We start from the raw sequence: 18508 nt of genomic DNA, 5'->3' as shown, positions 1-18508 counted from the left end.
TAATCCCATGGCCATTTCTTTTGGGATAACGCTTTAACTTATGGATACTCAAACACTCTGGAGCGAATTTGAACGCCTTTGGGCCAACCTGGATCACTATCCTTGGCTGTCGTCCGTTCTGGGACTGATCGTATTGGTGAGCGTCGCCCTGCTCGCCGGTCACATTGCCCGCATCATTATCTTGCGCGTCACCAAAATGCTCGCACGCCAGCCAGCCCTGCACTGGGTCAGCGATTTGCGCGAACACAAAGTGTTCCATCGCGTGGCACAAATGACGCCGTCACTGATGATCCAGTTTGGCCGCAATTTGGTCCCGGACCTGAGCGACAACGGTCGCCAATTCCTCGGCAACCTGGCCCTGGCCATCACCATTTTTGTGTTGACGCGGGTCATCACCGCCCTGCTCGATGCCTTGCTCGACATCTACGCTCGCACCAACTACGCCAAGACCCGGCCCATCAAGGGCTATATCCAGCTGGGCAAGATGCTGCTGTATGTGTTCTCCGCGATCATCATTGTCGCCACCCTGATCGACCGCTCGCCGATGCTGTTGCTCTCGGGTCTGGGCGCCATGTCTGCGGTTATTTTGTTGGTCTACAAAGACACCCTGTTGTCTTTTGTCGCCAGCGTTCAGTTGACCAGCAACGACCTGCTGCGTGTGGGCGACTGGATCGAAATGCCCCAAGTGGGTGCCGACGGCGATGTCATGGACATCACGCTGCACACCGTCAAAGTGCAGAACTTCGACAAGACCATCGTCTCCATCCCGACCTGGCGCCTGATGTCCGAGTCGTTTAAAAACTGGCGCGGCATGCAGCAATCCGGCGGTCGACGGATCAAGCGCAGCCTGTTCATTGATGCCGCTGGCGTCGGGTTTCTGACCGACGAGCAGGAGCAGCGCCTGGAGCAAGTGCGTTTGCTGAGCGACTATCTGTCGCGTAAAAAAGCCGAACTCAAGAGCTGGAACGAAGCCCAGGGCAATGTGGCGGCGATGTCAGCCAACCGTCGGCGTATGACCAACATAGGCACCTTCCGCGCCTACGCACTGGCCTACCTGCGAAGCCACGCGATGATCCAGCCCAACATGACCTGCATGGTCCGCCAGATGCAAGCCACGCCCCAGGGCGTGCCACTTGAAATCTACTGCTTCACCCGCACCACGGTGTGGGACGAATACGAGCAAATCCAGGGCGATATTTTCGATTATCTGTTGTCGGTCCTGCCGGAGTTTGGCTTGAGCGTGTATCAACAGCCAAGTGGCAATGACTTGCGTCAGGGGCTGATGAACAAGATCAACCCGCCGCACGTAGCAGCTGAAGACTGAGTCACGGGTAAGTCGCCGCAGCCAGTGATGGCTGCGGCGACGTGGCAGCGTTAGCTGTGTTTGAACTGCGGATCACCGCTCAGTTCGAATAACAACTTGATGCCTTCGGGCCAGTCACCCAGGCCACTCTCATGATTGATGTGCCTGGCTTGCTGCAACCACACTAATTCACTGCCCCACGCCTCGCTGAAGGCTGTCGCGCGCTCGACGCTGACATAGGGATCATCCGTGCTGGCCACGGTTATCGAGTCAAAGGGCAGTTTCCCCAAGTGCATGGGTGAAAACCCTGACGTGCCTTGCGGATAACTCGGCGCTTCGGTGTCGCTGGGGGCTACCAGCAGCGCGCCGCGAACCCGGTTTTTGGCATCAGCGGGGTACTGCTGCGACCACGCCGCAATCAGGTTGCACGCCAGACTGTGCCCCACCAACACCACCGGTCGCTGGCTGGAAGTGACTTTGTCGTGTAATCGCTGAACCCAGTCAGCGCACACCGGCGTGTTCCAATCGTCTTGCTTGACCCGTTTCAGACCGCTGTAGTTCTTCTCCCAGCGCGTTTGCCAGTGATCTTCCCCCGAATTATTCAGGCCCGGCAAGATCAACACTTTGACTGTCATTCCCACTCCCCTTTAAGGCGTTAGATAGGGTCTGTTGACGTTTCATTGCGGTCGCGACGAGACGTCAACAGACCTTGGGCCTTAAGGACCTTAGCCCCTGATAGCCTTGCGGTCTAGCCGGCTGATCCACACGGCCAGCAGAATCACCGTGCCGCCTAACATTAACCTGCCCAACGGTTCGTGCTGGTTCCAGATCAGCAGGTTCAGCAGCAAACCCACCGGTACATGCAAGTTGTTCATCACCGCCAGGGTGCCGCCGCTGACCAGGCACGCGCCTTTGTTCCACCAGTACATGCCCAGCGCCGTCGACACCAGGCCCAGAAACAGCAACACGCCCCACTGCAACGGTGCGTCGGGCAAAAAGTGCGCTTTGCCAAACAGCAGGAAAGCCGGCAACACCACAATCAAGGCACCCACATAAAAGAACCCGAAACGCCGGTAGCCCGGTAGCTCACTCGGATAACGCACCACCAGTCGTCGGAACAGCACCTGACCGGCGGCATACGTAAAGTTGGCCAGTTGCAGCAGCAGGAAGCCTTTGAAGAAGTCCGGGCTGATGCTGTCGAACCGAATCACCGCAGCCCCGCCAACGGCCACTAGCGCGGCGACCAGCGCCCACGGATTGAAGCGCCGGTTCAGCGCATCTTCAATCAGGGTGACGTGCAGCGGCGTAAGGATGGTGAACAGCAGCACCTCGGGCACCGTGAGCACACGAAAGCTCAGGTACAGGCAGACGTAGGTGATACCAAACTGCAGGGCGCCAATCAGCAGCATGCCGCGCATGAAGCCGGGTTCGACCTGGCGCCAGCGTGTCAGCGGGATAAAGACCAGACCGGCCAGCACCACACGCACCAGCACGGCGAAGTAACTGTCGACGTGCCCCGCCAGATACTCGCCAATAAGGCTGAAGGAAAACGCCTGAATCAGCGTCACAACTAGCAAATAACCCATAAATCTCTCGCCCGGTATTGAGTGGACGCGACCTTAGCGGTTTTTCAGCACGCTGCGCTATCGGCCCGTAAACCGCAGGCAAAAAAAACCCGATCCAGCGTTAGAGCTGATCGGGCGATAGCACTCAAAGAAAGTGCCAAGGGAGGTTCGATGCGCGAACCGCTTGCTTGAAGGAGCAGTGAAGCGAATTAAGCCATGCAACGATTATCTGTTGATTAACAAACCCGGCTCAGGCCACATCTGAAAGCCTGGCTTTGGCTTGGTTCAACCCTTTTTCCTGGAAGTCGCCGCCCAGATTCATGCCTTCGGCATGGATAAAGGTCACGTCATGGATGCCCACAAAGGCCAGTACCTGGCGCAGGTACGGTTCTTGGTGGTCTGCGGTGCTACCCGCATATATCCCGCCGCGTGCGGTGAGCACGAATGCTTTTTTCCCGGTGAGCAGACCCTGGGGGCCGGTGTCGGTGTATTTGAAAGTCAGGCCGGCGCGCAACACATGGTCCAGCCAGGCTTTGAGGGTGCTGGGGATCGCAAAGTTGTACATCGGCGCCGCCAGTACCAGCACGTCAGCCGCCAGCAGCTCGTCGGTCAGCTCATTGGAGCGCTGCAAGGAAGCCTGTTCTGCGGCATTACGCTGCGCCTCGGGCTTCATCCAGCCGCCCAGCAAATCGGCGTCCAGATGCGGTACCGGGTTCACAGCTAGATCGCGCACAGTCAGGCGATCAGCCGGATGCAGGGTTTTCCAGTGACTGATGAACTGCTGTGTCAGCTCGCGGGAAAATGAATCCTGTTGGCGAGCGCTGCTTTCGATGATCAGAACATTAGACATGGGCGGTAGGCTCCATCTGTGAATGCTGTAAGGCGATGGAGTGAATCCTAGAGGGCATTTCATTGATGAAAAAGCGTAAATATCTGCTACAACCTATCTATAAATTTGTTTATTAATGAGTACCCTGTACAACAGGCTGCGGCCACACAACGACTCGTTACCAAAGGAATACAACGTGAAAGCGCCCCGCGTGACCCTTGACCAATGGCGCACGCTGCAAGCGGTGGTCGACCACGGTGGCTTTGCGCAAGCTGCTGAGGTGCTGCATCGCTCGCAGTCGTCTGTCAGTTACACCGTCGCTCGCATGCAAGACCAGCTCGGCGTACCGCTTTTGCGCATCGACGGGCGCAAAGCCGTGCTCACCGAAGCCGGCGGCGTTTTACTACGGCGCTCGCGCCAGTTGGTCAAACAAGCCAGCCAGCTTGAAGACCTCGCCCACCACATGGAACAAGGCTGGGAAGCCGAAGTGCGGCTGGTGGTTGACGCCGCCTACCCGAATGCACGACTGGTGCGCGCCTTGACCGCTTTTATGCCGCAGAGCCGTGGCTGTCGTGTGCGGCTGCGCGAAGAAGTCCTGTCGGGCGTCGAAGAGGTTTTGCTGGAAGGCGTGGCCGACCTGGCCATCAGCAGTTTCAATATTCCGGGCTACCTGGGCACAGAACTGAGCACCGTCGAATTCATTGCCGTGGCCCATCCCGATCACGCCCTGCATCGTATGCAACGGGTACTGCACTTCCAGGACCTTGAAAGCCAGTTGCAAGTGGTGATTCGCGACTCGGGCCGCCAGCAACCCCGCGACGTGGGCTGGCTGGGCTCTGAGCAGCGCTGGACGGTCGGCAGCCTGGCCACGGCCGCCGCCTTTGTGGGCAGCGGCCTGGGCTTTGCCTGGCTACCCCGGCACATGATCGAGCGCGAGCTTAAAGAAGGCGTGCTCAAAGCGTTGCCACTGGATCAAGGCGGTGACCGCCACCCGGTGTTCTACCTGTACGCCAACAAAGACAAACCGCTGGGCCCGGCGACACAAATACTGGTGGAGTTGTTGCGCACCTTTGATACCGCCCCCCTGGACGCAGCCTTTGCTGCCCCTGAACAGGCATAAAACAAAGATTGCAGCCATGACAGCGGTGGGCAGGAACATAGATCCCGAATATCCTGTCCAAGCTTCGCGGCTGGCCATTCATCAGTGCCAACCTCATCCCGTCATCTATTCAACACACAGCGCGTGCGTTCTCTGACGCTGCTGCTTTCACTTTTCAGGACTTTTGACTTATGTTGAAAAAAATTGTTTTTGCTGCCAGCGCCCTGCTCTTCGCCGCCAACCTGATGGCTGCGACGCCTGCGGCAAACAAAAAAGCGCAAACCCCACCTGCCCAAAAAGCCCCTCACGTGCTGCTGGACACCAGCTTCGGCCCGATTGAAATCGAACTGGACCCGGTAAAAGCACCGATCAGCAGCAAAAACTTTTTGAGCTATGTCGATAGCGGCTTTTACAACAACACCATTTTCCACCGCGTGATCCCGGGCTTTATGGCTCAGGGCGGCGGTTTTACCGGGCAGATGGTGCAGAAAACAACCCGCGACCCGATCAAGAACGAAGCCAGCAACGGCCTGCATAACGTGCGCGGCACCTTGTCGATGGCACGCACTTCCAACCCAGACTCCGCGACCAGCCAGTTCTTTATCAACGTGGTGGACAACGCGATGCTCGATCCGGGCCGTGATGCCGGTTACGCCGTGTTTGCCAAAGTCGTAAAAGGCATGGATGTGGTGGACAACATCGTTAACACCCAGACCACCAGCAAATCCGGCATGCGCGATGTGCCGATTGACCCTATCTACATCAAGTCTGCCAAACGCATCGACTAAGCCTAATCGCTTCGAATGCTGCGGGGAGCTTGACCGGCCCAGGCCGGTCATACCACTAAAGGAGAGCCCGCTCAGCGGGCGTCAGTGACCATGCTTTATCGTCGTTTTGAACAACTGATCGATATTTTTCGCGAAGCCCCCAGCGCCGAACCGCCCAACACTGTTTGGGCGTTTTACATCTATTACCTGCGCCAGGTCTGGCCACTGTTTGCCGCCTTGCTGATAGTCGGGCTGGTCGCCGCCTTGATTGAAGTTTCACTGTTCAGTTACTTGAGCACCCTGATCGATCTGGCCCAGGGCACGCCCAACACTGAGTTTTTCAGCATTCACAGCGGTGAGCTGATCTGGATGGCAGTGGTGGCGCTGATCATTCGCCCGGTGTTTTTCGGCTTGCATGATCTGCTCGTGCACCAGACTCTGAGCCCGAGCATGACCAGCATGATCCGCTGGCAAAACCACAGCTATGTGCTCAAGCAAAGCCTCAACTTTTTCCAGAACGACTTCGCCGGTCGTATTGCCCAGCGCATCATGCAAACCGGCAACTCGCTGCGCGACTCTGCCGTGCAGGCCGTCGATGCGTTGTGGCACGTGCTGATCTACGCCATCAGTTCGCTGGTGCTGTTTGCCGAAGCGGACTGGCGGCTGATGATTCCGCTGCTGACCTGGATCGTGCTCTACATCGGCGCGTTGTATTACTTCGTGCCACGGGTCAAGGAACGCTCGGTGGTGTCTTCGGATGCGCGCTCTAAATTGATGGGCCGGATCGTTGACGGCTACACCAACATCACCACCCTCAAGCTGTTTGCCCACACCAATTACGAGCAGCAATACGCCCGCGAAGCGATCATCGAACAAACCGAAAAAACCCAACTGGCCAGCCGCGTCGTGACCAGCATGGACGTGGCCATCACCTCCATGAACGGGCTGCTGATTGTCAGCACCAGCGGCCTTGCGCTGTGGTTGTGGAGCCAGTCACTGATCAGCGTAGGCGCCATTGCCCTGGCCACTGGCCTGGTGATTCGCATCGTCAACATGTCTGGCTGGATCATGTGGGTGGTCAACGGCATTTTTGAAAACATCGGCATGGTCCAGGACGGTCTGCAAACCATTGCGCAACCCGTTACGGTCAAGGACAAGGACAACGCACCACGCCTGAAGGTCGATCGCGGTGAAGTGCGCTTTGAACACGTGGACTTTCACTACGGCAAACAGAGCGGGATCATCAGCGACCTGAACCTGGTGATCAAACCCGGCGAAAAAATCGGCTTGATCGGACCGTCCGGGGCGGGCAAATCGACGCTGGTAAACCTGCTGTTGCGCCTGTATGACCTGCAAGGCGGGAAGATTCTGATAGACGGTCAGAATATCGCCGAAGTGACGCAAGAAAGCCTGCGCGAACAGATCGGAATGATCACTCAGGACACGTCTTTGCTGCACCGTTCGATCCGCGACAACTTGCTGTATGGCAAGCCGGACGCCACCGACGATGAACTCTGGGCAGCCGTGCGAAAAGCCCGTGCCGATGAGTTTATTCCTGCCCTTTCCGATGCTCAGGGGCGTACCGGTTTTGACGCCCATGTGGGCGAGCGCGGGGTCAAATTGTCGGGTGGTCAGCGCCAGCGGATCGCTATAGCACGGGTGTTGCTGAAGAATGCGCCGATCCTGATCATGGACGAAGCGACCTCGGCGCTGGACTCCGAAGTCGAAGCCGCGATCCAGGAAAGTCTCGAAACCTTGATGCAAGGTAAAACCGTGATTGCCATCGCTCACCGGCTTTCGACCATCGCACGTATGGACCGTTTGGTCGTCCTCGAAAAAGGTCAGATTGCCGAATCCGGCACCCACGCCGAACTGCTCGCACATGGCGGTTTGTATGCCCGTCTGTGGCAACACCAAACGGGTGGATTTGTCGGCCTCGACTGATCCAAAAAAACACAACCTGTAAAGCCCGCGCAACACATCGCCAGAGCCCGTCGTTAAAGGGCTCTGGCGTTTTTTTTGAGGTCTGGAAAATCCCCGGTCGCCTGCTGTAATGACGTAAAGATTCAGATGAATCTTGTCGTCAATTGCAGGATGCACAATCGTGTTTTTTGATCGATAGAGTTATCTATCCTGGATCCTTAAATGAACTTGCTCAAACGTTCGGCAACGGAGTTGGTGGGTACTTTCTGGCTGGTACTTGGCGGTTGTGGCAGCGCGGTGCTGGCAGCCGCTTTTCCCAATGTGGGGATCGGCCTGCTCGGTGTTGCCCTGGCCTTTGGCTTGACCGTGCTGACCATGGCGTTCGCCATCGGGCACATCTCGGGCTGCCACCTCAACCCGGCAGTGTCATTTGGGTTGTGGGTGGGTGGCCGTTTTCCTGCCAAAGAGTTGCCCGCCTACATCATTGCCCAAGTACTGGGCGGGATGATTGCGGCAGCCCTGTTGTACTTCATTGCCAGCGGCAAGCCCGGCTTTGATCTGGCAGCCAGTGGCCTTGCCGCCAACGGTTATGGCGAGCACTCGCCCGGTGGTTACTCAATGGTCTCGGGGCTGGTGTGCGAAGTGGTCATGAGTGCGATGTTTATCCTGATCATCATGGGCGCCACTGACAAACGGGTGCCGCCCGGCCTGGCACCGATTGCCATTGGCTTGGCCTTGACCCTGATTCACCTGATTTCCATCCCGGTGACCAATACCTCGGTCAACCCCGCGCGCAGCACCGGCCCGGCGTTGATAGTGGGCGGCTGGGCACTTGAGCAGTTGTGGATGTTCTGGCTGGCGCCATTGGTCGGGGCGGCCATCGGTGCCCTGACTTATCGCTGGCTGGGGTCTGTTGACGTGACATTGCAGACGAGCCAGCAACCGCTGGCCAGCGAACACGTTTAACCGCAAAACCGGCGAGAATCAGGCCTGCCGGTATGGCAGCGCCGTTCTCGCCTCTTCGGCATAGGCCAGCACGCCCTCTCGCTCACGCGCCAGAAAATCACTGACGGCAGCTTTCAAGCCCTGATGGCGCAGGTAATGCCAAGAGTGCGTAATCACCGGTTCAAAGCCGCGTATCAGTTTGTGCTCGCCCTGAGCGCCGGCATCAAACCGCTGGATGCCGTGAGCGATGGCGTAATCCATGCCCTGGTAAAAACAGGTTTCGAAATGCAAACGGTCAAACTCGGCCAAACAACCCCAGTAACGACCATACAAGCTGCCGCCCCCGATCAGGCTAAAAGCCATGGCCACCGGGGTTGAGCCTTGTTTGGCCAGCACCACGCGAATCGCTTCGGGCATGCGCTCGGCCAGCAAGCTGAAAAAGTCACGGGTCAGGTACGGCGTCTGGCGTCGCACCGCGTAGGTGTTGGCGTAGCAGGCGTAGACAAAATCCCACTGCACCTCAGTCACTTGCTGGCCCTCCAGCCATTCAAACTCGAACCCCTGCCCCGCCACTTGCTCGCGCTCTTTGCGCATTTGCTTGCGCTTGCGCGAACTCAGAACGTCGAGAAAATCCTGAAAATCGCGGTACTCGCGGTTTTGCCAATGGAACTGACAGCCCAACCGTTGCAACCAGCCAGGCTGTTGCGCCAACGCGGTATCCGCCAGCGCATCGGTGAAGTTGATGTGCGCGCTGGACAGCCCTTCGATCTCCAGATAACCGGGCAATGCGGCCAATAATTCGAAACCGTCTTCAGGCCGTGCGGCCAGCAATCGCGGGCCGCTCACCGGGCTGAAAGGCACTGCGGTCAGCAGTTTGGGGTAGTACTCGATCCCGGCCCGCTCACAGGCGTTCGCCCATTCGTGATCGAACACGTACTCGCCGTAGGAATGCCATTTTCGATAGCTGGGCAATGCTGCCAGCACGCGATCGTTTTCAACGTGCAGCAGGTGTTCAGACTGCCAGCCGGAATGCGCACCCAGACTGCCGCTGTCCTCCAGTGCACTGAGAAACCCATGGCGAAGGAACGGTTGCGCCACCGGCACCAGCGCATCCCATTGCTCGGCCGAGATGGCGGACAGGCTGTCCAGACGTTGTAACGGCATTCAAAGGCCCTGACCTGTTGCGTTAGAACGGCGATGTTAGCACCCGCTTATGACACTGCGCCTTTTACATTTCAACACAATGGCTGGATCCCTTAGAAACCCACGCCTGTAGATGAGTCGATTCAGCTCGAGAGTGCGTTGTCACAGAGTTGCTATCACTGTGCCACTTTTCTGTCATATCCAATCGTGATACTGGCGCCGCTTCTTAGAAGTCGGGGTTATGAGTGAGCGCTTATCAACCCACGTAAACATCAAATTAGCGAGCCCATAAGGGCCGAGTGTTTTTGGGGTGGCAACGTCCATCTCACTACTGGGAGATTCATATGCGTCTTGTTTCTACACGGATTGCGGCGGGACTGTGTGGCGGGCTGGTATTAGGCATGAGTGTTCCAGCAAGCGCTGGCGTTGATGCAAAACTACTGGAAATGCTCAAGGCAAACGGCTCTATTTCTGCGGCGCAGTACGCCGAACTGCAAACCGAGTTGACCAGCGAGAAACAAGCTCAACAAGAAGCCGCTGCGGATCAGGTTAAAAAATCTGACCTCAGCGCTTTCGAACAAAAAGTGGCCTGGGCTGCCAAAACCGAATTCAAGGGCGATGTTCGGGTCCGTCAGGAAACCGTCAAAATTGATGGCGAATCCGATGGCAAAAACCGTGACCGCCAACGTATTCGTGCTCGCCTGGGTGCTTACACCGAAATCAACCCGCAAGTGAACACCGGCATCCGTATCGCCACCGGCGGCAGCGACGACGCACGCTCCACCAACCAGGACCTGGACAACTACTTCGACAAGAAGCAGCTGTGGCTGGACATGGCTTACGTTGACTATCACCCGACAGCGATCAAAAACCTGCACCTGGTGGGCGGCAAGATGCCACAACAGTGGGTCAGCATGGGCGACGTGATCTGGGATAGCGACATCAACCCTGAAGGTGTGTCTGCCTCCTACAAAACCAACCTGGGCAGCAGCGGCGTCGAAGTGTTCGGCAGCACCGGCTACTACACCCTCAAAGACAACGTGAACGGCGATGGCGTGCAGTTCAAAAATGACTTGAGCATGTATGCCGGCCAGCTGGGTGCACGTTTCGCACCGACCGACAGCCTGAAAGTGACCCTGGGTGGTAGCGTTTACGGCTTCCACAACGACGAAGACAGCCGCTGCCCAACCACCGGCACCAAGACCACGCCGTGCGCCCTGGCCGTTAACGGCAACAGCACCAGCGAGTTCCGCCTGTGGGAAGGTTTCGGTCAGGTCGACATCGCCAACCTGCCGGTTCCGCTGTCGCTGTACGGCCAATACGTGCACAACTCCGAGACCGACAGCGATCAGGACGACGCCTGGTTGGTGGGTTTCAAGAGCAAGCTCAACGCCTTCAGCCTGGACTACAACTACCGCGACGTTCAGCGTAACGCTGTGGTCGGCGCCTTCACTGACTCTGACTTCGCCAACGGCACCACCGGTTCTCGCGGTCACAAGTTCAAAGTGGGTTACGAAATCGACAAGAACTTTGGTGTCGGCGTGACGTACTTCCTGACCAAGGCTGACTACGCAACCTCCACCCAGAAAGATGCCAGCACCAACACGCTGCAACTGGACGTAGAAGCCAAGTTCTAAACCGTTTCACGCAACAAACACGCCGCAGAACTCATTCAGCGGTGTGTGTTTACCCGCAGTGCGTGAATGCCGTCGGTCCCCATCCCATCCCCGACGGCATTTGCGCTTGCGCCCTACCGCTGACGCGATTGCTCGCTCAGCATCCGCTCAACCGTCGCGTCCAGGTCAGTGGGCTGCGGTTCGGGCAGCGCCTTCAACGTGGCACTCATCAAGCGCATTTGCCGGATAAAGCGCCGACAATTGGGGCAAAACAGCAAATGATGACGCATCTGCAAACGCTCACGAACACTCAACTGCCGGTCCATGTGGTCACTTGATCGCGCAACGTATTGCTTGCAGCTCAACATTCGCCTGTCTCCTCGAAATGCTCCACGGTCGCAAAGACTTTAAGCCGGGCACGATGCACCAGCACTCGGGCATTAGAGAGCGATATGTCGAGAAGATTACAAATCTGTTCCAACTCCAGCCCCTGGCGTTCACGCAATAGCAGCACCGAGCTTTGCAGTTGCGGCAGGCTGAGCAGCGTGCGCTCAAGGCATTCACGCAACTCTTGTTCCGTAAGCAGCGCTTCCGGGGTGTCCTGGTGCCAGGCATAAGGCCCCAATAACCAGTGGCCATCGCTGGCAAAGCGCTCATCATCAACTGTACCGTGGGGTGACGGCAGGTCGTCGAGCAAGACTTCGCGACGATTGTGTTTAAGGCGGGTTTTGGCAGCGTTAGCGGTGATGGTCAGCAGCCAGGTTTTGAGGCTGGAACGGCCTTCGAAGCCGCGCAGGTTGCGCACTACTGACAACCAGGCGTCCTGCACAACTTCATCGGCATGCCGACTGCCGACAATCGCATAGGCCACGGCGAGCATGGCCCCTTGATAGGTACTGACCAACTGCCGAAAAGCCTGTTGCTCACCGGCGAGCAGGCGCTGGAGTAGTTCAGAGTCGTCAGCAGCAGCCATTAACGCTCCCGGGGCAGAATCAACCACCCTGGTGGGAGCGGGCTTGCTCGCGATGCAAACAACGCGGTGCTCAAGACAAACCGAGCTGCCTGAATCGCGAGCAAGCCCGCTCCCACAGGATGTGGCTTTGGGCCTTGGTTATCGTTTACGCAGGATCACGCTGCCTATCGAGTAGCCGGCACCGAACGAGCTGAGTACCGCCAGCGAACCACTGGCCAGATCATCCTGGTAGGTGTGGAAGGCAATTACCGAACCGGCAGAACTGGTGTTGGCGTAGGTATCAAGGATCACCGGCGCTTCTTCAACCGACGCTTCGCGGCCCAGCAGGCGCTTGACGATCAGGTGGTTCATGCTCAGGTTGGCCTGGTGCAGCCAGAAGCGTTTGACGTCAGCCACTTCGACTTTGTTTTCTTCCAGGTGCTGGCCGATCAGTTCAGCCACCATCGGGCAGACATCACGGAATACCTTGCGGCCTTCCTGCACGAACAGCTTGTCCGGGCTGTCGGGGTTTTCGTCCGAAGCACGATTGAGGAAGCCAAAGTTGTTGCGGATATTGTTCGAGAAGGTGGTCAGCAGTTTGGTGCTGACGATGTCGAACTGATGACTGGAAGTCGCCAGGTCAGCGCGCTCAACCACAATGGCGGTGGCCGCATCGCCAAAAATAAAGTGGCTGTCGCGGTCACGGAAGTTCAAGTGACCGGTGCACACTTCCGGGCTCACCAGCAGCACCGCGCGGGCCTGACCCAGTTGCACGCTGTTGCTGGCCGTCTGCAGACCGAAGGTCGCTGACGAGCACGCCACGTTCATGTCAAAACCAAAACCCTGAATGCCCAACGCCTGTTGCACTTCAATGGCGATGGCCGGGTACGGGCGCTGCAGGTTTGAGCAGGCCACGATCACGCCGTCGATATCTGCGGCAGTCTTGCCGGCCCGCTCCAACGCTTGCTTGGCGGCACCGACGGCCATTTCGCAGAGCACGGACATCTCGTCGTTGGAACGCTCAGGTAAACGCGGGCGCATGCGTTGCGGGTCAAGGATGCCGTCCTTGTCCATCACAAAGCGGCTTTTGATACCTGAGGCTTTTTCGATAAAGGCAGCGCTGGACTCGGCCAGAGGCTCAATGTCACCGGCCTCGATTGCGCCAGCGTTGTCGGCGTTGAACTGTTGCACATACGCGTTGAAGGACTGCACCAACTCTTCGTTGGAAATGCTGTTGGCCGGGGTGTACAGGCCGGTGCCACTGATGACGACGTTATACACGGTCGTTCCTCTTATTCTGTTCAAGCCGAAAATAATCGTGTCAGGTAGTTATAGCCGCGAAGTTTGCCATAAATGGCAACATTTGGCCTGATTTGCCGAATCATGAAAACGCGCCCTCCGGCAGGATCGACCTTAAGCGTCCACCAGACTCCATTGCTTGCTCAACCGCTTATCCGAAATCGGCACTTTGGTACCCAATTGCTGGCCGAACAGCGACACGCGATATTCCTCCAGCCACCAGCGGTACAACTCCAGTTGCGGGTCGCGCTTGCCTTCCTGGGCATGCTTGGCTGCGCGCGCCTGGTACTGTGCCCACAAACCTGCCAGCTCAGCACTCCAGACCCGGTCTTTCTGAACCTGACCCGGCAGTTTTTCCAGGCGCATTTCAATGGCCTTGAGGTAGCGCGGCAGTTCTTTGAGCCACTGCGCCGGAGTTTCTCGAACAAAGCCCGGATACACCAAATGGCTCAGTTGCTGCTTGATGTCATTCAAGGCCACCGCCTGGGCCAGATCAATCTTGCCCTTGAAGCGCTTTTGCAGCCCGTGCCACAGCTTGAGAATGTCCAGCGTCAGTTTAGCCAGCTTCTCTGCGTGCTCGGTCAAGGCACCGCGCTTGCGCTCGGCCAACGACGCCAGCCCCACACCATCTCGCGGCAACGTCGCTTCGCCCTCAAGGATGCAGCTGTCGAGGCTGGCCAACAGGATGTCTTCAACCAGGCTCTCGACTCGGCCCAGCTCGCGGTACAACAAGCCCAGTTCGGTCTGGCCCGGCAACTTGCTGCGCAAGAACTTGGCAGGTTCAGCCAACTGCTGCATCAGCAAACGCTGCAAGGCCCGGCGGTGCTGATACTCCGCCTCGGCAGGCGTTGAAAAGCGCCCTTCCTTGACGGTATTGCCCTCTTCCACCAGCGCCGGGTAGACGGTCATCGACAGCCCGGCGATCTTTTGCTGGGTTTTCTCGGCCACCGGCGCAAAGACTTTGGCTTCGACAGGCTGCTGGCTTTTAGCTGTTTGCGGCACCGCCAAAGCCGCCTGACTGGCTTGCGCAAAGCGTGCCGTCAGTTCGGCAAGGTCACGACCTTCACCCAGGAACTTACCGTCGCCGTCGACAATTTCGAGGTTCATCTTCAGATGATTCTCAACCTGCTGCGCGGCTTCGGCCCACGCTTCGTCAGTCACCCGTGCGCCGGTCATGCGCAGCAGTTCACGGCCCAATGCCTGCGGCAACGAACCTTCTGCAAACGTCATGCGTTGCAGCGCGGCTTTGACGAAGTCCGGCACCGGGACGAAGTTTTTGCGCAAGGCCTTGGGCAAACTGCGCACCAGAGCAATGCACTTGGCTTCGATCATCCCTGGCACCAGCCACTCAAGACGCTCTGGCGGCAAGACCGGCAACAAGGGCGCCGGCACTTTAACCGTCACCCCGTCGCGGGGGTGATTGGGTTCAAAGTGGTAGCTCAATTCGAGGGTCAAATCCCCCAGGTGCAGGGTGTTCGGGTAGTGCTTGGCGGTGATTTCGGTGGCTTCGCGGGCCAGCACGTCCTCTTCGCGCATGATCAGCAACTGCGGGTCTTTTTGGCTATTGACCCGGTACCAGCTGTCAAAGGTTGCGGTCTGGTGGATCTCGGCGGGCAGACGTGCGTCATAAAACGCATACAGGGTTTCTTCGTCGGCCAGAATGTCACGCCGCCGCGCCTTGGCTTCTAGCTCATCGAGCTGTTCGAGCAGCTTGGCGTTGGCGCTCAGGCACTTGGCCCGCGACTGAATCTCGCCGCGCACCAGCCCTTCACGGATAAACAACTCACGTGACAGCACCGGATCAATCGGGCCGTAATGCACCGCGCGCCGACCGACCACAATCAAGCCGTACAGGGTGATCTGCTCGTAGGCCACCACTTGCCCGCGTTTCTTTTCCCAATGCGGCTCGAAGTAGTTCTTTTTGATCAAGTGCCCCGCCAGCGGCTCGATCCAGTCAGGTTCAATCTTGGCCACCATCCGCGCATAGAGCTTGGTGGTTTCGACCAGCTCGGCGGTCATCAGCCATTGCGGGCGTTTTTTGCCCAGGCCCGACGACGGGTGAATCCAGAAGCGGCGTTGACGCGCGCCCAGGTAATCGCCGTCTTCAGTTTTCTGCCCGATCTGGCTGAGCAAACCGGACAACACCGCTTTGTGCAGTTTTGGATAGTCGGCCGGCTCTTTATTGACGCTGAGCTGCATGTCGCGGCAGATCAAACTCAATTGGCGGTGCGAATCGCGCCACTCGCGCAGCCGCAGATAATTCAGGAAGTTCTTGCGGCACCAATTGCGCAGCGGGCTCGCGGTCAAGGCCTGGCGTTGCTCTTCGAAGCCGCGCCACACATTGATCAGCGCGGCAAAGTCCGAGTCCACATCCTTCCATTGCGCGTGGGCCTGATCCGCAGCCTGCTGACGCTCCGGCGGGCGTTCACGCGGGTCTTGCACCGACATCGCACTGGCGACGATCAACACTTCCTGCAAACTGCCCAGCTTGGCGGCTTCAAGCAGCATGCGGCCCATGCGCGGGTCCACCGGCAGGCGCGCCAGTTGGCGGCCCAGCGGTGTCAGCTGGTTCTCGCGGTTAACCGCTGACAGCTCTTGCAGCAGGTTAAAACCGTCGGTGATGGCCTTGCCATCCGGCGGCTCGATAAACGGAAACGCGGTAATTTCGCCCAGACGCAGGTGCAGCATCTGCAAAATAACGGCTGCGAGGTTGGTCCGCAGAATCTCGGGGTCGGTAAATTCCGGGCGACCGTTGAAGTCTTCCTCGGCGTACAAGCGCACGCAGATCCCCGGCTCGACCCGTCCGCAGCGGCCTTTACGCTGGTTGGCACTGGCCTGGGAAATAGCTTCGATCGGCAGGCGCTGCACCTTGGCCCGATAGCTGTAACGGCTGATGCGCGCGGTGCCGCTGTCAATCACATAGCGAATACCCGGCACGGTCAACGAGGTTTCGGCAACGTTGGTTGCCAGCACCACGCGGCGCCCCGGATGCGACTGGAATATCCGTTGTTGCTCGGCCGGTGACAGGCGCGCATACAAAGGCAGAATTTCGGTGTGTTTGAGTTGTGCCTTGCGCAGCATCTCGGCGGCATCGCGGATCTCGCGCTCGCCGGGCAAAAACACCAGCACGTCGCCGGGGCTTTTACGCTCGCTGCGCTCATGGGCGGCGATTTCATCCAGGGTGGCGATGATCGCCTGGTCGACACTCAAATCCTCTTCGACACTGTTGCCCTCTTCGTCCTGCTCAGAGGTCAGCGGGCGGTACCATGTTTCGACCGGGAAGGTACGACCGGACACTTCAACAATCGGCGCATCGTTGAAGTGTTTGGAAAAACGCTCCAGATCGATGGTGGCCGAGGTGATGATGACTTTGAGGTCCGGGCGCCGTGGCAGGAGGATCTTCAGATAGCCGAGCAAAAAGTCGATGTTCAGACTGCGCTCGTGGGCTTCGTCGACGATGATCGTGTCGTAGCGCTCGAGGTAACGGTCGTGCTGGGTTTCGGCCAGCAGGATGCCGTCGGTCATCAACTTGATCAGGGTGTTGGAATCACTCTGATCCTCAAACCGCACTTGATAGCCGACCAGCGCCCCCAGCGGCGTACCCAGTTCTTCAGCGACCCGGCTGGCAACGCTGCGCGCAGCAATCCGGCGAGGCTGTGTATGACCGATCAACCCATGCTGGCCGCGACCTATTTCGAGGCAGATTTTCGGCAACTGAGTGGTTTTACCCGAACCGGTTTCACCGGCCAGGATCAACACCTGATGCTTGAGCAACGCTGCCTTGATCTCGTCGCGCTTGGCGGCAATCGGCAGATTTTCGTCATAACGAATCAACGGCACGCTGGCCGCCCGCGCAGTCACCTGCGCGCACGAGGCCTGCACACGCTCGGCCCAGGCCGCCAGTTTGGCGTCATCAGGCTTCTTGCGCAGCTCATGCAACTGCCGCCGCAGCTTGTGGCGGTCAGCAATCATAGCGTGATCAAGGTTTTTCAACAGTTGGTTGATAGCAGGCGATTCGTCAGTCATCAGGTGCGCAAAAGTCTTGGTAAAGGCAGGCGGCGATTGTCGCAGATTTAAGCAGTTATGCACGAATCTGTAGGAATTACGCACAACCATTGCCTTGCAGGCTGCATCCCCTACACTGCGCGGCTTAATCCTTGTAAGAGAAACCCTGTGAGATTCGCAGATTTTGTACGCATGCTGTCGCTGGCCGGCATTTGGGGCGCCAGTTTCCTGTTTATGCGAATCATCGCGCCAGTGCTCGGCTCTATTCCCACCGCATTTTTCAGGGTTTCGATTGCTGCTACCGGCTTGCTGGTGATGTTGGTGCTGATGCGCGTCAGCTGGAACTTCGGCGGTAAATTGAAGGTGGTGTTGATCCTGGGCGTCATCAACTCCGGGTTGCCTGCCACGTTGTATTCGGTTGCGGCGCAAGTACTGCCTGCGGGATATTCGGCCATCTTTAATGCAACCACGCCGCTGATGGGGGTATTGATTGGCGGGTTGTTTTTCAGTGAGCAACTCACCCTCACCAAGCTGGCCGGGGTATTTCTCGGGTTATTTGGCGTCGGCGTGTTGACCGGTGCCGGGCCGGTGGCCTTTGACCTGAACTTGTTGATGGGCGCCCTCGCCTGCCTGCTGGCGACGATCTGCTATGGCTTTGCGGGCTTTTTGGCGCGCCGCTGGCTGGACCAGCAAGGCGGGCTGGACCCGCGCCTTTCGGCCATGGGCAGCATGCTCGGGGCGACCTTGTTTCTGTTGCCGTTGTTTGGTCTGAGCCTGCTTAATCAACCGCCAGCCGATTGGGGCGGTGCACGGGTATGGTTGTCGTTGCTGGGGCTTGGGCTGGTGTGCACAGCCTTTGCCTACATCTTGTTCTTCCGTTTACTGACCAACATCGGCCCGGTCAAATCCATGACCGTGACCTTTATGACCCCACCCTTCGGGATCTTGTGGGGCGCCTTGTTTCTGGGCGAACCGCTGTCGATCGCGCACCTGTACGGCGGCCTGCTGATCGCCGCAGCGTTGTGGCTGGTGCTCAAGCCCAATAAAAATGCCCTGTAGGAG

The 18508-nt window shown here is 58.1% G+C and carries 15 protein-coding genes; 7 read left to right on the top strand and 8 right to left on the bottom strand.

Annotated elements, in window-relative coordinates:
• The first annotated feature begins 40 nt into the window (after nt 1-40).
• Nucleotides 41-1324: a mechanosensitive ion channel family protein gene (locus GHO32_RS09495; RefSeq protein WP_153335079.1), complete on the top strand. Its 1284-nt coding sequence runs from the start codon at nt 41-43 to the stop codon at nt 1322-1324.
• 50 nt (nt 1325-1374) lie between these two features.
• Here GHO32_RS09495 and GHO32_RS09490 read toward each other — a convergent pair whose 3' ends face one another.
• The 3 genes from GHO32_RS09490 to GHO32_RS09480 form a co-directional block, all read right to left on the bottom strand.
• Nucleotides 1375-1938, bottom strand: coding sequence for an alpha/beta hydrolase (locus tag GHO32_RS09490; protein WP_153335080.1), 564 nt, complete (start codon nt 1936-1938; stop codon nt 1375-1377).
• 90 nt (nt 1939-2028) lie between these two features.
• A complete protein-coding gene (locus GHO32_RS09485; protein ID WP_153335081.1) occupies nt 2029-2889 on the bottom strand; it encodes a carboxylate/amino acid/amine transporter in 861 nt (286 codons plus the stop codon).
• A gap of 229 nt (nt 2890-3118) precedes the next feature.
• Nucleotides 3119-3718 (bottom strand): FMN-dependent NADH-azoreductase, encoded by a 600-nt coding sequence (locus GHO32_RS09480; protein ID WP_153335082.1) that lies wholly within the window; start codon nt 3716-3718, stop codon nt 3119-3121.
• 175 nt (nt 3719-3893) lie between these two features.
• On the opposite strand from GHO32_RS09480, the gene GHO32_RS09475 reads away from it, so the two are divergent.
• The 4 genes from GHO32_RS09475 (at nt 3894) to aqpZ (ending at nt 8452) form a co-directional block, all read left to right on the top strand.
• Nucleotides 3894-4817, top strand: a complete 924-nt coding sequence (locus GHO32_RS09475) for a LysR family transcriptional regulator (RefSeq protein ID WP_048371541.1) — start codon at nt 3894-3896, stop codon at nt 4815-4817.
• Nucleotides 4818-4987: 170 nt separating this feature from the next.
• Nucleotides 4988-5584 (top strand): peptidylprolyl isomerase, encoded by a 597-nt coding sequence (locus tag GHO32_RS09470; RefSeq protein WP_153335083.1) that lies wholly within the window; start codon nt 4988-4990, stop codon nt 5582-5584.
• Between the two features lie 90 nt (nt 5585-5674).
• Nucleotides 5675-7507, top strand: a complete 1833-nt coding sequence (locus tag GHO32_RS09465; RefSeq protein ID WP_153335084.1) for an ABC transporter ATP-binding protein — start codon at nt 5675-5677, stop codon at nt 7505-7507.
• A gap of 201 nt (nt 7508-7708) precedes the next feature.
• Complete coding sequence (gene aqpZ / locus GHO32_RS09460) at nt 7709-8452, top strand: aquaporin Z (RefSeq protein ID WP_153335085.1); 744 nt, start codon at nt 7709-7711, stop codon at nt 8450-8452.
• Between the two features lie 18 nt (nt 8453-8470).
• Here aqpZ and GHO32_RS09455 read toward each other — a convergent pair whose 3' ends face one another.
• Nucleotides 8471-9595: a GNAT family N-acetyltransferase gene (locus GHO32_RS09455; RefSeq protein WP_153335086.1), complete on the bottom strand. Its 1125-nt coding sequence runs from the start codon at nt 9593-9595 to the stop codon at nt 8471-8473.
• A gap of 323 nt (nt 9596-9918) precedes the next feature.
• Here GHO32_RS09455 and GHO32_RS09450 point away from each other — a divergent pair, with 323 nt between their 5' ends.
• The gene (locus GHO32_RS09450; RefSeq protein WP_048371551.1) at nt 9919-11211 is read left to right on the top strand and encodes a putative porin; all 1293 of its coding nucleotides are present in this window, start codon (nt 9919-9921) and stop codon (nt 11209-11211) included.
• 113 nt (nt 11212-11324) lie between these two features.
• On the opposite strand, the gene GHO32_RS09445 is transcribed toward GHO32_RS09450, so the two are convergent.
• The 4 genes from GHO32_RS09445 to hrpA all read right to left on the bottom strand — a co-directional run bounded on the left by GHO32_RS09445 (nt 11325) and on the right by hrpA (nt 17467).
• Nucleotides 11325-11558, bottom strand: a complete 234-nt coding sequence (locus tag GHO32_RS09445; RefSeq protein ID WP_153335087.1) for an anti-sigma factor — start codon at nt 11556-11558, stop codon at nt 11325-11327.
• Nucleotides 11552-12163 (bottom strand): RNA polymerase sigma factor, encoded by a 612-nt coding sequence (locus GHO32_RS09440; protein WP_153335088.1) that lies wholly within the window; start codon nt 12161-12163, stop codon nt 11552-11554. Before GHO32_RS09440 ends, GHO32_RS09445 begins: the two co-directional genes overlap by 7 nt.
• A gap of 138 nt (nt 12164-12301) precedes the next feature.
• A complete protein-coding gene (locus tag GHO32_RS09435) occupies nt 12302-13423 on the bottom strand; it encodes a beta-ketoacyl-ACP synthase III (RefSeq protein ID WP_368668435.1) in 1122 nt (373 codons plus the stop codon).
• A 132-nt stretch (nt 13424-13555) separates the two neighbouring features.
• Entirely contained in the window at nt 13556-17467 is a 3912-nt protein-coding gene (gene hrpA, locus GHO32_RS09430) for an ATP-dependent RNA helicase HrpA (protein WP_153335090.1), read from the bottom strand.
• A 171-nt stretch (nt 17468-17638) separates the two neighbouring features.
• On the opposite strand from hrpA, the gene GHO32_RS09425 reads away from it, so the two are divergent.
• Nucleotides 17639-18505, top strand: coding sequence for a DMT family transporter (locus GHO32_RS09425; protein WP_153329334.1), 867 nt, complete (start codon nt 17639-17641; stop codon nt 18503-18505).
• The last annotated feature ends 3 nt before the right edge of the window (nt 18506-18508 follow it).

It is taken from the genome of Pseudomonas sp. FSL R10-2189, from assembly GCF_009600325.1.
In the GTDB taxonomy this organism is placed as follows: domain Bacteria; phylum Pseudomonadota; class Gammaproteobacteria; order Pseudomonadales; family Pseudomonadaceae; genus Aquipseudomonas; species Aquipseudomonas helleri.
This window is presented reverse-complemented; position numbering and strand designations above follow the sequence as displayed.

Coding starts and splice junctions, on each gene's coding strand:
- GHO32_RS09495 (WP_153335079.1), top strand. CDS start 41: ATGGATACTCAAACACTCTGGAGCGAATTTGAACGCCTTTGGGCCAAC.
- GHO32_RS09490 (WP_153335080.1), bottom strand. CDS start 1,938: ATGACAGTCAAAGTGTTGATCTTGCCGGGCCTGAATAATTCGGGGGAA.
- GHO32_RS09485 (WP_153335081.1), bottom strand. CDS start 2,889: ATGGGTTATTTGCTAGTTGTGACGCTGATTCAGGCGTTTTCCTTCAGC.
- GHO32_RS09480 (WP_153335082.1), bottom strand. CDS start 3,718: ATGTCTAATGTTCTGATCATCGAAAGCAGCGCTCGCCAACAGGATTCA.
- GHO32_RS09470 (WP_153335083.1), top strand. CDS start 4,988: ATGTTGAAAAAAATTGTTTTTGCTGCCAGCGCCCTGCTCTTCGCCGCC.
- GHO32_RS09465 (WP_153335084.1), top strand. CDS start 5,675: ATGCTTTATCGTCGTTTTGAACAACTGATCGATATTTTTCGCGAAGCC.
- aqpZ (WP_153335085.1), top strand. CDS start 7,709: ATGAACTTGCTCAAACGTTCGGCAACGGAGTTGGTGGGTACTTTCTGG.
- GHO32_RS09455 (WP_153335086.1), bottom strand. CDS start 9,595: ATGCCGTTACAACGTCTGGACAGCCTGTCCGCCATCTCGGCCGAGCAA.
- GHO32_RS09450 (WP_048371551.1), top strand. CDS start 9,919: ATGCGTCTTGTTTCTACACGGATTGCGGCGGGACTGTGTGGCGGGCTG.
- GHO32_RS09445 (WP_153335087.1), bottom strand. CDS start 11,558: ATGTTGAGCTGCAAGCAATACGTTGCGCGATCAAGTGACCACATGGAC.
- GHO32_RS09440 (WP_153335088.1), bottom strand. CDS start 12,163: ATGGCTGCTGCTGACGACTCTGAACTACTCCAGCGCCTGCTCGCCGGT.
- hrpA (WP_153335090.1), bottom strand. CDS start 17,467: ATGACTGACGAATCGCCTGCTATCAACCAACTGTTGAAAAACCTTGAT.
- GHO32_RS09425 (WP_153329334.1), top strand. CDS start 17,639: ATGCTGTCGCTGGCCGGCATTTGGGGCGCCAGTTTCCTGTTTATGCGA.